Annotated in this window: 15 protein-coding genes; 13 read left to right on the top strand and 2 right to left on the bottom strand. The window is 66.8% G+C overall.

Annotated elements, in window-relative coordinates:
* Nucleotides 1–26 precede the first annotated feature (26 nt).
* Nucleotides 27–737, bottom strand: coding sequence for a hypothetical protein (locus AC3DEZ_RS09030; protein ID WP_488387904.1), 711 nt, complete (start codon nt 735–737; stop codon nt 27–29).
* Nucleotides 738–903: 166 nt separating this feature from the next.
* Here AC3DEZ_RS09030 and AC3DEZ_RS09025 point away from each other — a divergent pair, with 166 nt between their 5' ends.
* The 11 genes from AC3DEZ_RS09025 (at nt 904) to truD (ending at nt 10172) form a co-directional block, all read left to right on the top strand.
* Entirely contained in the window at nt 904–1164 is a 261-nt protein-coding gene (locus tag AC3DEZ_RS09025) for a hypothetical protein (RefSeq protein WP_447102946.1), read from the top strand.
* Between the two features lie 131 nt (nt 1165–1295).
* Nucleotides 1296–2957 carry a CTP synthase gene (gene pyrG / locus AC3DEZ_RS09020; protein ID WP_488387903.1) on the top strand — a complete coding sequence of 554 codons (1662 nt, stop codon included), beginning with the start codon at nt 1296–1298 and terminating at the stop codon, nt 2955–2957.
* Nucleotides 2958–3045: 88 nt separating this feature from the next.
* Nucleotides 3046–3879, top strand: a complete 834-nt coding sequence (gene kdsA / locus AC3DEZ_RS09015; protein ID WP_488387902.1) for a 3-deoxy-8-phosphooctulonate synthase — start codon at nt 3046–3048, stop codon at nt 3877–3879.
* Nucleotides 3880–3917: 38 nt separating this feature from the next.
* The gene (locus tag AC3DEZ_RS09010) at nt 3918–4409 is read left to right on the top strand and encodes a hypothetical protein (RefSeq protein ID WP_488387901.1); all 492 of its coding nucleotides are present in this window, start codon (nt 3918–3920) and stop codon (nt 4407–4409) included.
* Between the two features lie 268 nt (nt 4410–4677).
* Nucleotides 4678–5775, top strand: coding sequence for a hypothetical protein (locus AC3DEZ_RS09005; RefSeq protein ID WP_488387900.1), 1098 nt, complete (start codon nt 4678–4680; stop codon nt 5773–5775).
* A complete protein-coding gene (gene eno / locus AC3DEZ_RS09000; RefSeq protein ID WP_141456062.1) occupies nt 5772–7058 on the top strand; it encodes a phosphopyruvate hydratase in 1287 nt (428 codons plus the stop codon). Before AC3DEZ_RS09005 ends, eno begins: the two co-directional genes overlap by 4 nt.
* 3 nt (nt 7059–7061) lie before the next feature.
* Nucleotides 7062–7433, top strand: coding sequence for a cell division protein FtsB (gene ftsB, locus AC3DEZ_RS08995; protein WP_488387899.1), 372 nt, complete (start codon nt 7062–7064; stop codon nt 7431–7433).
* Nucleotides 7430–8128 (top strand): 2-C-methyl-D-erythritol 4-phosphate cytidylyltransferase, encoded by a 699-nt coding sequence (gene ispD, locus AC3DEZ_RS08990; RefSeq protein ID WP_488387952.1) that lies wholly within the window; start codon nt 7430–7432, stop codon nt 8126–8128. The genes ftsB and ispD overlap by 4 nt, the downstream gene beginning before the upstream one ends.
* 64 nt (nt 8129–8192) lie before the next feature.
* Nucleotides 8193–8684 carry a 2-C-methyl-D-erythritol 2,4-cyclodiphosphate synthase gene (ispF, locus tag AC3DEZ_RS08985; RefSeq protein WP_488387898.1) on the top strand — a complete coding sequence of 164 codons (492 nt, stop codon included), beginning with the start codon at nt 8193–8195 and terminating at the stop codon, nt 8682–8684.
* Between the two features lie 181 nt (nt 8685–8865).
* A complete protein-coding gene (locus AC3DEZ_RS08980; RefSeq protein ID WP_488387897.1) occupies nt 8866–9096 on the top strand; it encodes a hypothetical protein in 231 nt (76 codons plus the stop codon).
* Nucleotides 9090–10172 (top strand): tRNA pseudouridine(13) synthase TruD, encoded by a 1083-nt coding sequence (truD, locus tag AC3DEZ_RS08975; RefSeq protein ID WP_488387896.1) that lies wholly within the window; start codon nt 9090–9092, stop codon nt 10170–10172. Before AC3DEZ_RS08980 ends, truD begins: the two co-directional genes overlap by 7 nt.
* An 89-nt stretch (nt 10173–10261) precedes the next feature.
* Here the strand turns inward: truD and AC3DEZ_RS08970 are convergent, their stop codons facing one another.
* Nucleotides 10262–10798 (bottom strand): Smr/MutS family protein, encoded by a 537-nt coding sequence (locus AC3DEZ_RS08970; protein ID WP_488387895.1) that lies wholly within the window; start codon nt 10796–10798, stop codon nt 10262–10264.
* Between the two features lie 90 nt (nt 10799–10888).
* Between AC3DEZ_RS08970 and surE the strand changes: the two genes are divergently transcribed.
* Nucleotides 10889–11668 (top strand): 5'/3'-nucleotidase SurE, encoded by a 780-nt coding sequence (surE, locus tag AC3DEZ_RS08965; protein WP_447102936.1) that lies wholly within the window; start codon nt 10889–10891, stop codon nt 11666–11668.
* Entirely contained in the window at nt 11665–12342 is a 678-nt protein-coding gene (locus tag AC3DEZ_RS08960; RefSeq protein ID WP_488387894.1) for a protein-L-isoaspartate(D-aspartate) O-methyltransferase, read from the top strand. The genes surE and AC3DEZ_RS08960 overlap by 4 nt, the downstream gene beginning before the upstream one ends.
* Nucleotide 12343 lies beyond the last annotated feature (1 nt).

The following is a 12343-nucleotide window of genomic DNA, read 5'->3' as shown; positions in this document are numbered from 1 at the left end:
ATGCTGTCTCGGTTTGCGTGTGCGGATCAGGGACGGGGAACGTCCAGCTGACGGCCGGTGTAGGGGTTGTACAGGAAATCGCCGGGGAAGGATTCACCGGTGGTGGTGTCGCGCTTGTCCGGCAGCAGGCTACCCAGCGGCAGTCGAAAGTCGTGACGCTTGTTGGTGGTCTGGACCCGGGCGACGCCGTCTCCCAACGGATCGATCAGGCGGCGTCCCTGTGCGTCATTGCCGGGAAACACCAGAAAATACATGCTCCTGCCCATCGGGCCGATGCCGTTGGCCAGGACCGGCTTCAGGAAGGCCAGGGTCGCCGCCAGCCGGGTCGGTATCTTGTCCTCGGCCAGTACCGCGTGGGTCCGCCCCTGCGGGTCGATGAGCACGGTGGAGTCGCGGACGTCGGCCTCCGGGGTGAAGCGGTACTCCATGTCGTCCGCAACCGTCGCCTGCACCACCGCGACGATGTTGTAGTCGTTGAAGGTCTGGCTGAGCCCGGAAAGTACCTCCGGGGTCGCGTCCTTCTGCTGGGCCACACTGATTTGCCAGTATTCCGGTGGGATCCACCAGACGACCTCCATCCTGCCGTTGCCCAGACTGTGTTTCTGGGTATCGCGGGTGAGCGCATCCAACTGCACCTGCTGCGGCGGCAGCGAGGCGCGTGCCGCCCGGGCGGTCGGGGCCGACAGGGCCTGGGCGAACAACAAGAGCAGCGCGGAGCAGAGCAGAGCAGGGCGCATCGGGCGGCGGCGTCGGAATCCCACGGGACGCGAAGTGTGCGGCCAGCGCGCGGTTTTTGCACGTTCAGGAGCGGGCGAGCGCCCTTGGGGTATCGTGCGCGTGCCAGTTGAATGCTGCCGACCCGGCCCCATCTGGCGATGCAAACGAGTGAAAGGGAGACAAGCCATGAAACCGCGCAAGCTGTTGATTCTCGCCCTGGCCGCCGTGACGGCCGCCGCCGCCGGCCTGGCGCTGGCACAGCAATCCAAATCCGGCAGCCAGGATGCCGACAAGTCCGCTTCCTCGCAGTCCGACGCCTCCGATGCCGACCGCAAGGCGCAGCGCCGGGCCGCCAACGAGGCCGCCGCTGCTGCCCGCACCAAGCAGAAGACCGAGCAGGGCAAGAAATCCGGCGAGCAGGAAGAGGAAGAAGAGCGCAAGCCCTGATTCCGTCGAAACCCTTGCCGCACAAGGATTTCGAGCCTTCACGGCACCCCCGGACGCCCCGCCTGAGCGGGGCGTTCGGCTTTTAGAAACCCGGCGTTGCCGGTAGACTATGGCTTTCCGGAGCCCTGCTAATGACTCCCCTTATTTTTGTCACCGGCGGCGTCGTGTCCTCGCTAGGCAAGGGCATCGCCGCCGCTTCGCTTGCGTCCATCCTCGAAGCACGTGGCCTGAAGGTCACGATGATGAAGCTGGACCCCTACATCAACGTCGATCCGGGCACCATGAGCCCGTTCCAGCACGGCGAGGTGTACGTCACCGACGACGGCGCCGAGACCGACCTGGACCTGGGCCACTACGAGCGGTTCGTGCGCACCCGGCTCAGCCGCAAGCACTCGATCACCACCGGTCGCATCTACGAGAACGTCATCCGCCGCGAACGCCGCGGTGACTACCTCGGCGCGACCGTGCAGGTGATTCCGCATATCACCGACGAGATCCGCCGCTGCATCGACGAGGCCACCGAGGGCCACGACGTGGCGCTGGTGGAAATCGGCGGCACCGTGGGCGACATCGAGTCGCTGCCGTTCCTGGAGGCGATCCGCCAGATCCGCACCGAACGTGGACCGGAGAAGGCGCTGTTCATGCACCTGACCCTGGTGCCGTTCGTGGCCGCGGCCGGCGAACTCAAGACCAAGCCCACCCAGCATTCGGTCAAGGAACTGCGCTCCATCGGTATCCAGCCGGACGTGCTGCTGTGCCGCTCGGAGCAGCCGATTCCGGATTCCGAGCGCCGCAAGATCTCGCTGTTCACCAACGTGCCCGAGCGCGCGGTGATCAGCGTCCCGGACGTGGACGTGCTGTACAAGATCCCGCTTGGCCTGCACGGCCAGGGGCTCGATGACATCGCGATCCGCCAGCTGCGCCTGGACAACGCCCGCGAAGCGGACCTGTCCGAGTGGGAGGCGGCGGTCGACGCCACCCTCAACCCGCTGGACGAAGTCACCATCGCGGTGGTCGGCAAGTATGTCGATCACCAGGACGCCTACAAGTCGGTGGGCGAAGCGCTCAAGCACGGTGGCCTGCGCCAGCGCACCCGGGTCAACCTGAAGTGGATCGAGGCCCAGGAACTCGAAGACAGCGACATGTCGCTGCTCGATGGCGTCGACGGCATCCTGGTGCCGGGCGGTTTCGGCGACCGCGGCTTCGAGGGCAAGGTGCTGACTTCCCGTCATGCCCGCCAGAACGGCGTGCCTTACTTCGGCATCTGCTACGGCATGCAGGCGGCGGTGGTGGATTACGCCCGCCACGTGGCCGGGCTGGAAGGTGCCAACAGCACCGAAAACGACAAGCAGTCGCCGCATCCGGTCATCGCGCTGATCACCGAATGGCGCACCGCGAGCGGTGATGTCGAGAAGCGCGACGAGCGTTCGGATCTGGGCGGCACCATGCGCCTGGGCCTGCAGGAAGCCCGACTCAAGCCCGGCACGCTGGCGCGCGAACTCTACGGCAAGGACGTGGTGGCCGAACGCCACCGCCACCGCTACGAGTTCAACAACCGCTACCGCACCCAGCTGGAAGACGCCGGCCTGCTGGTTTCCGCCAAGTCGATGGACGATCTGCTGGTGGAAATGGTCGAACTGCCGCGCGCGGTGCATCCGTGGTTCCTGGCCTGCCAGGCGCACCCGGAATTCCTGTCCACTCCGCGTGATGGTCATCCGCTGTTCGTCGGCTTCATCCGCGCCGCGCGCGAGCGCAAGGCCGGTGGCAAGCTGCTGAAGGAAGCGCGCGCCTGAATGCGCCCCGGCCGGTCGCGATGCGTCGCGGCCGGTGGTGTCCTGGTGTCACGGTCGCGACCGACGTCGCTCCTATCGAGGTACTGCAATGAAACTCTGTGGTTTTGAAGTTGGCCTGGATCAGCCCCTGTTCCTGATCGCCGGTCCCTGCGTGATCGAATCCATGCAGTTGCAGTTGGATGTGGCCGGCCGGCTGAAGGAAATCACCGGCAAGCTGGGCATGAACTTCATCTTCAAGTCCAGCTTCGACAAGGCCAACCGCACCTCCGGCACCAGCTTCCGCGGCCCGGGCATGGAAGAGGGCCTGAAGGTGCTGGCTGAAGTGAAGAAGCAGATCGGCGTGCCGGTGCTGACCGACGTGCACGAGTACACCCCGATGGACGAAGTCGCTTCAGTGGTGGACGTGCTGCAGACGCCGGCCTTCCTGGTCCGCCAGACCGATTTCATCAGGAAGGTCTGTTCGGCGGGTCGCCCGGTCAACATCAAGAAAGGCCAGTTCCTGTCGCCGTGGGACATGAAGCCGGTCGTCGAGAAGGCCAAGTCCACCGGCAACAACGACATCCTGGTGTGCGAACGCGGCGCCAGCTTCGGCTACAACAACCTGGTCAGCGACATGCGCTCGCTCAGCGTGATGCGCGATACCGGTTGCCCGGTCGTGTTCGACGCCACCCATTCGGTGCAGTTGCCGGGCGGGCAGGGCAGCAGCTCCGGCGGCCAGCGCGAATTCGTGCCGGTGCTGGCACGTGCGGCGGTTGCCGTCGGCGTGGCCGGCCTGTTCGCCGAAACCCATCCGGATCCGTCCAAGGCGCTGTCCGACGGCCCCAACGCGTGGCCCCTGGACAAGATGGAAGCGCTGCTGGAAACCCTGCTGGCGCTGGATTCGGTGACCAAGCGTTCGGCGTTCCTGGAACAGACGGTATAGGCACACCTGTCATGCGGCCGGCGATGAAATCGCTGGGGTTGCTGACCATCCTGGATATCGCGGGGGCCGGGGCTCCCGCAGTCGCCTGTTCGATCGGCAGTGGCGTTCCCGAGAATGACCTGGCATTGGCGTACCGGCAAAGCAGCGATGTTTTCATCGCGCGATTGACCGGTTACCGGAAGGTGGCGCCGCCTGCGGGTGGCACCCTCATGCAGGTCGAAGCGGACTACGAACTCGTCGAAGCCATCAAGGGCCATCCCGCCCCGCATGGCGTACTGATCGAATCGGATCCGTATTCTCCGTTGCCGGGGAACCCGCCCGGTCCCGCTTGTGGTCCTTGGCTGGTCTACGAAAGCAACGTGGGCGAATTGGCGCTGGTCATGACGTGGGACGACGGCAAGGCGGATTCGCGCCATGAACTCGTGAATCCATTCTCCTGGCGCCTCGTCCCCACAGTGATGGGCAAGGACGAGAAACTGGTGATCATCCGACGAATCCACGAGCAATCCGTCCGGCCGGAGAATCGCTGAGCGTGCTCGCGGCACATTGTGCGATTCGCAAGACATACGGCCGCATACGAGCGTCAATGTGATTTGGCAAGGCCTGATGCGGCGACGATAATCGAAGCGCGACCGAATACGGTCCCCTTCTTTCGTTTCCGGTACTTGTTCACTCATGATCCGCTTCCCAGGCGCCTTCCTGCGCACGCTGCTTTTCCAGATCCCCCGTCCCGTTCCCACTCGTCTTTCCGGCCGCTGTTGCGTGTGGGCGCTGGCGTTGATGGGGGCAGGCATGTCGATGGCCCAGGCACAGGAATCCGGTGCATGGAAGATGGCGGAAAGCCCGGAGGACCTGGCCGAGTCCAATGTATTGCCGCTGACCGAATCGGAACTGCCCGCATTCGCCGCCAAGGCCGAATCCGATCCCGCGCGGCGGGTCGAACTGGTCGACATTCTCCGCAAGGCTTCGGTGGTGCCCTGGACGCCGGCCGAACGCGATGCTTTTGTCACCGAGTTGGAGCAACTCCAGCAGTGCGAAGCAGGCCGTGGCCGTGAGGACCGGGACGACGGCAAGGTCGGCGAACGCATGGAGGCGGTGATGGCCTCGGGAGAACTGGAACGGCAGATCCGCGACTACGCCCGCCTGGTGGACGTGCCGGAACTGGCCGCCCCGCTCGACGCGCCGACCTGTGGTCGCCAGGAACTGATGCAGCAGATGCGGGAAGTGGCGATGCTGCCGATGACCGCCACGATGCTGGGGCCGCTGACCGGGCCGCAAGCCGCGCATCAGTTGCGCACCGCCGGCATGGAACGGTTGCTGGGTTCGCAGATGATGGGAGGCCGTTGCGCGCCGTCGGAAACGTTCGTCCGCCTGTTGATGACCACGCCGGACAACCCGCGCGGCCTGCGCACCGCCGATGATCAATTGCGCTGCAAGGTCGGGCCGGCCTACGCGAGCGTGTGGAACGAGGCCGAGCACGCGCGGCTGATGGCGGCGATGCCGCAGGTCAGGCAATGCCTCGCACGGGGCAACGACCGCGCCTTCGACCTGGAGGGCGCCGCCGCCCGCTTCGCCGACAGCCCCGAAGTGCCGCGCCTGTTCGACGCCGCCTACGAACTGCTGGCCCATGTAGGCATCTCGAAGTCGTTCGAGTACGAGACGCCGGCCGACGCCCGGGAACGCTCCAACGACCTGCTGACCGCCATGCTGAACGTCGGAACGATGGTCGAGCAGTATCATGAGGGGGCTGAAATCAGCTCGCCGGAGGGCGCACGCCAATTGCAGGCCACTGGCCTGCTCGCCCTCTACATCGCCCGTCTGGCGCCGGAAACCTGTAACCTTCCGAACGATTTCGTCCCCTTACTCAAACTGAACAGTCTGGCCGACCCCTCATGACCACGATCGCCAAAGTCCACGCCCGCGAAATCCTCGACAGTCGCGGAAATCCCACCCTTGAAGCCGAAGTCACTCTCGCCGACGGCTCGTTCGGCCGCGCGATGGTGCCGTCCGGCGCCTCCACCGGCACCAAGGAGGCGGTGGAACTGCGCGATGGCGACAAGACCCGCTACCTGGGCAAGGGCGTGCGCAAGGCGGTGGAGAACGTCAACGGCCCGATCGCCAATGCCCTGCACGGCTTCGACGCAGCCGACCAGGAAGGGTTGGACCGCCGCCTGATCGACCTGGACGGCACCGAGAACAAGGGCCGCCTGGGCGCCAACGCGCTGCTGGGCGTGTCGCTGGCCAATGCCCATGCGATGGCGGCCTCGCGCAAGCAGCCGCTGTGGCGCTATCTGGCCGGCGGCGACGCGGTGACCCTGCCGGTGCCGATGATGAACATCATCAACGGCGGCGCGCATGCCGATAACAACGTGGACTTCCAGGAGTTCATGGTGCTGCCGGTGGGCTTCGATTCCTTCGCCGAATCGCTGCGCGCGGGCACCGAAATCTTCCATTCGCTCAAGTCGGTGCTGAAGGGCCACGGCCTGAGCACGGCAGTGGGCGACGAGGGCGGCTTCGCCCCGGACTTCCGCAGCAACGTCGAAGCCCTGGACACCATCCTGGAAGCCATCGGCCGCGCCGGCTACACCGCCGGCGAAGACGTGCTGCTGGGCCTGGACGTGGCCTCCAGCGAGTTCTTCGACAACGGCAAGTACCACCTGGTGGGCGAGGGCAAGCGCCTGACCAGCGAGCAGTTCGTCGACTTTCTCGCCGACTGGGCCGCGCAGTATCCGATCATCACCATCGAGGACGGCCTGGCCGAGGACGACTGGGCCGGCTGGAAGCTGCTGACCGACCGCATCGGCAACAAGGTCCAACTGGTCGGCGACGATCTGTTCGTCACCAACCCGAAGATCTTCAAGGAAGGCATCGAGTCCGGTACCGCCAACGCCATCCTGATCAAGGTCAACCAGATCGGTACGCTCAGCGAAACCCTGGAAGCCATCGCCATGGCCCATCACGCCAACTACGCGGCGATTGTCTCGCACCGCTCCGGCGAAACCGAGGACACCACCATCGCCGACATCGCGGTGGCGACCACGGCCACCCAGATCAAGACCGGCTCGCTGTGCCGCAGCGATCGCGTGGCCAAGTACAACCAGCTCCTGCGCATCGAGGAAGCGCTGGGCAGCGCGGCGCGTTACGCCGGCCGCAACGCCTTTGTCTCGCTGAAGAAGTAAGCCATGCGCCGACTGGTCTGGCTGCTGCTGGTACTGGCGCTGTTGCTGGCCTGGCTGCAATACCGGTTCTGGTTCGGCGCGGGCAGTTCGGGCGAAGTGGTCGTGCTGGAAAGCCAGGTCATCGTGCAGAAGCGCGAGAATGCCGGCCTGCAGGAACGCAACGACGCGCTCGCCGCCGAAGTCGAGGACCTCAAGTCCGGCGAGGCGGCGGTCGAGGAACGCGCGCGCAGCGAGCTGGGCATGATCAAGCCCGGGGAGAAGTTCTACCGTGTGGTGGAACCGACCGCGCCGGTGCCGGTGCCGCCCGTGTCCGCGGAAGGGGATGACGCGGCGGTCGAACCGGCCCTCGTCGCCGAGCCGGAGCATCAACCCTGATGGCCGGGATCTGGGCGGTCATTCCCGCCGCCGGGCGTGGTACGCGCTTCGGCGGCGAGATACCCAAGCAATACCTGCGGGTGGGCGGACATCTGTTGCTCGAGCACACGCTGGCGGCGCTGTTCGCGCACGACGCCGTGCTTGGCGCGGTGCTGGCGATTTCCGCGGACGACCCGGACTGGCCGGGTTGGACCGCGTTCGCGGGCCGGCCGCTGTTGATCTGCGCCGGTGGCGCGACCCGCGCCGAATCGGTGCTGGCCGGACTCAATGCGCTTCCCGAGGACGTGCGCGCGGACGACTTCGTGCTGGTGCACGATGCCGCCCGGCCCAATCTGGCGCTGGCCGATCTGGGACAGCTGCTGGAACGGGGCCGCAACGACCCGGTCGGCGCGATTCTCGCCGCGCCGGTGCGCGACACCCTCAAGCGTGCGGGGGACGATGGCGGCATCGACGGCACCGAACCGCGCGAGCGGCTGTGGCGTGCCTTCACCCCGCAGTTGTTCCGCCGTCTGCACCTGCAGCGTGCGCTGGAGAGCGCCGCCGGCGCCGGTATCGAAGTCACCGACGAAGCGATGGCGATGGAGCGTCAGGGCCTGCGCCCGTTGCTGATCGAAGGCGCCGAGGACAACTTCAAGATCACCACCCCGGCGGATCTGGCGCGGTTCGAGTTCGTGCTGGCCCAGCGCGGGCGTTGACTCATCGCAGTATCCGCGGGCGCGAAAATCCGTTCCGCCGAACCCTTACCGCAGGACACCACACATGCCCGACCTTCCTACCATCCGCATCGGCCAGGGCTTCGACGTCCACGCGTTCGGCGACGGCGACCATCTGATGCTCGGAGGCGTGCGCGTGCCGCACGAACGCGGTGTGCTGGCCCACAGCGATGGTGATGTGGTCCTGCACGCGCTTTGCGACGCCATCCTCGGCGCGCTCGCGCTGGGCGACATTGGCGGACATTTTCCGCCCTCGGACCCGCGCTGGAAAGGTGCGGACAGTCGCCATTTCCTGCGTCATTGCAATGCGTTGATCGGTGAGCGCGGCTGGCGCGTCGGCAATGCCGACGTCACCGTGATCGGCGAGCGGCCCAAGGTCGGTCCGCACGCGGAAGCGATGCGCACGGCGATTGCCGAGGATCTCGGCATCGCGCCGGATGCGATCAGCGTCAAGGCCACTACGACCGAGAAGCTGGGTTTCACCGGTCGTGGCGAAGGCATCGCCGCGCAGGCGGCGGTATTGCTGGTACGTGCGTGAACCATGGAGTTGCGGGATGAGACTTCTCTGGCTGTTGGCATCGTTGGGCGCGCTCGCGGCAAGTGATGTTTCGCGAGGTCAGGCCGTGGACCCGCGTGCGCCAGCCGATCCGCCGTTGCCGATATCGTCCGGAAAGCACGTGTTCCGGCACCGGTTCGCCGAGCATCCCGAGATGCAGAGCATGGAATTGAACGTTGTCATCCAGCAGCGCCGGATTCGCATCACCAATCCTCAGGCCACCCGCGTGTTTCCCAAGGGCGTCCTGGCCGAGGGAGAACTGGTCTGGCATGCCCGCAGCGGAAGCTGGATCATCGCCGACACTCCGGAAGACGTGGAGGCCGCCGAGGTGGGCGGTTGCAGCGACGGTCCGGAAGTTGTCGATCTAGTCAACCGGATTTACTGGACATGTTGAATACGCCACAAGCGACATCCACCCCCGCGTCGCAGGGCTTGCCGTGCGCATTCGGTGCGCCGGTCCTGGAGGCGCGTTTCCGCGCCACGCCCGAGGACTTCTTCGTCGAGGAACTGCCTGGTTTCGAGCCCACCGGCGAAGGCGAGCACCTGCTGCTGACCGTGCAGAAGCGCGGCATGAACACCGCCTTCGCCGCCAAGCGCATCGCCGCCTGGGCCGGACTGCCGGAAATGGCGATTGGCTACGCCGGCCTGAAGGATCGCCACGCGGTGACCCGCCAGCGTTTCAGCGTGCATCTGCCCAAGCGCAACGCGCCCGACATCGCCGCCTTGAACGGGGACGATCTGCAGGTGCTGGAATCGACCTGGCACAACCGCAAGCTGCCGCGCGGCGCGCTTGCGGGCAACCGTTTCGTGCTGGTGCTGCGTAAGGTGCGCGGAGCGCGCGTGGACATCGAACGGCGCCTGGCGGACATCGCCGCGCAGGGCCTGCCCAACTGGTTCGGCGAACAGCGCTTCGGCCGCGACGGCGGCAACGTCGCCGCCGCGCTGGCGATGTTCGGTGGCCGTCGCGTACGCCGGGATCAACGCTCGATGCTGCTGTCGGCGGCGCGCTCGGAACTGTTCAATCGGGTATTGACCGCGCGCATCACGGCGGGCAACTGGAACCAGGGCATGGCTGGCGAGGTGTGGACGCTGGACGGCAGTCGCAGCGTGTTCGGTCCGGAACCGTGGAACGATACGCTGGCGCAGCGGCTGGCGGCATTCGACATCCATCCCAGCGGCCCGTTGTGGGGCGCGGGGGAACTGCGCACCACCGATGCCTGCCGGGATCTGGAACTGGCGGCGCTGGCGGACGACACCGCCCTGCGCTTGCGTGGCGGGCTGGACCAGGCGGAACTGCGTCAGGAGCGCCGCGCGCTGCGTCTGCGCCCGCAGGGACTGGCCTGGGAATGGCTGGCCGACGACGTGCTGTCGCTGGGGTTCGCCCTGCCGCCCGGCAGCTACGCCACCGCGTTGCTGCACGAGCTGGGCGAGGTCGTGGAAGCGGATCGCGACGCGACGCCGGCGGCCTGATCAGGCCATCGCTTCCGCGCTCGTGCGAGATGATGACGAGTTGATTGCGCCGGTACGATGGTCCGACGGTGCCGTATTGCCCGCGCCTGTCAGCGTCGCGCCAGCAGCACCAGCACCGCGCCGGTTCCGCCCTGCGAAGCGGGGGCCGAATGGAATGCCAGCACGTCGCCACGCTGCCGCAGCAGCCGATCCACCAGGTTCTTCAGCACCGGAATCTCGCGTTCGTTGCGACGGCCCTTGCCGTGGACGATGCGTACGCAACCATGCTCGTGCGCATGGGCCTCCAGCATGAACTGACGCAGCAGGCGTTCGGCTTCGGTGGCGGTGGCGCCATGCAGATCCAGTTCGTCCTGGGCCGAGAACTGGCCCTTGCGCAGGCGCTGGAACACCCGGGGTGGCACATTGTCGCGGCGGAAACTGAGCACGTCGCCGGCTTCCAGCAACGCCAGATCGTCCAGCCCCCGCTGGAATTCGCTGCGCGCGTCCACTTCATCGCGCTCGGCCATCCGGGCCGCCGGCCGTGGCTTGGGCCGGCGCGGCGGTGGGGCCGCGTCTGTCATGGGCTTCACCTCGCCGATGGCCTGGCGGAACAAGGCGGCGTCGTCGTCTTCGGGGGGAGCGGACATGGTCCACAGCGTAGCGCGGCGGGCGCGTGACGCAAGCGCGGGAAGCGGTCACCCGCTTCCGGTATCATGGGGCATCCCCCGAGGAAGCACATGCGCGTACTTGTCAGCAACGATGACGGCGTCGACGCCCCCGGCATCCGCATTCTGGCGGAAGGGCTGCGCGAGGCCGGCCACGAGGTGTTCGTCATCGCCCCGGATCGCGATCGTTCCGGGGCCAGCAATTCGCTCACCCTGGATCTGCCGATCCGGCTCAAGCGGATCGATCACTACACCTGCAGCGTCGCCGGCACGCCGACCGACTGCGTGCACCTGGCGCTCACGGGCATGCTGGAGTTCGAGCCGGACATCGTGGTCTCGGGCATCAACAATTCCGCCAACCTCGGCGACGACGTGATCTACTCCGGCACCGTGTCGGCGGCGATGGAAGGGCGCTTCCTCGGCCTGCCGGCGGTGGCGATGTCGCTGGTCTCGCGCAACCACGAGCCGCGCCATTTCGAGACCGCCGCGCGCGCCGCGGTGGAGATCGTGGCCCGGCTGAAGGCCGATCCGCTGCCAGCGGACACCATCCTCAACGTCAACGTGCCGGATCGTCCCTGGAGCGAAGTCCGTGGCTTCGAGGTCACCCGGCTCGGCAACCGCCACCGCTCCGAGCCCTGCGTGACCCAGCAGGATCCGCGCGGCAATACCGTGTACTGGATCGGCCCCGCCGGTCCGGAACAGGACGCCGGCCCCGGCACCGATTTCCATGCCGTGCGCATGGGCAACATCTCCATCACGCCGATCCATGTCGATCTGACCCGTTACCAGGCACTCGAAAAGGTCGCCGGCTGGGTCGACGGCCTGACTTCGTCGCTGGAGAACCCGGCATGACCCCACGGCTGCGCCTGCAACCGGAAGTCGTGGGCATGGGCATGACCTCGCAGCGCGTGCGGGATCGCCTGGTCGAGCGCCTGCGCGAGTCGGGCATCCGCGACGAGGCCGCGCTCAACGCGATCCGGATGGTGCCGCGCCATCTGTTCGTCGACGAGGCGCTGGCCACGCGCGCCTACGAGGACACCGCACTGCCGATCGGCCACAGCCAGACCATTTCGCAGCCGTGGGTGGTCGCGCGCATGACCGAAGCCCTGCTGCAGGGCGCGCCGAAGAAGGTGCTGGAAATCGGCACCGGCTCCGGCTACCAGGCCGCGGTGCTGGCCGCGCTGGGGCTGGAGGTGTACACCGTCGAACGCATCGGCGATCTGCTGCGCCAGGCGCGCAAGCGCCTGCGCCAGCTCGGCATGAACGTGCGCAGCAAGCATGACGACGGCCGCATCGGCTGGCCGGAACACGCGCCTTACGACGGCATTATGGTGACCGCCGCGGCGCCCGCGCTGGTCAACGCGTTGATCGAACAACTCGCGGTGGGCGGGCACCTCATCGCGCCGGTCGGGGGTTCCGGCTCGCAATCGCTGGTCAAGCTCACCAAGCGCGAGGACGGCGGCGTGCAGGAGGAAACCCTGGCGCCGGTCGTGTTCGTTCCCCTGTTGTCCGGCACCCTGGACTGAT

The organism is Pseudoxanthomonas sp. 134C1, from assembly GCF_057773065.1.
This window is presented reverse-complemented; position numbering and strand designations above follow the sequence as displayed.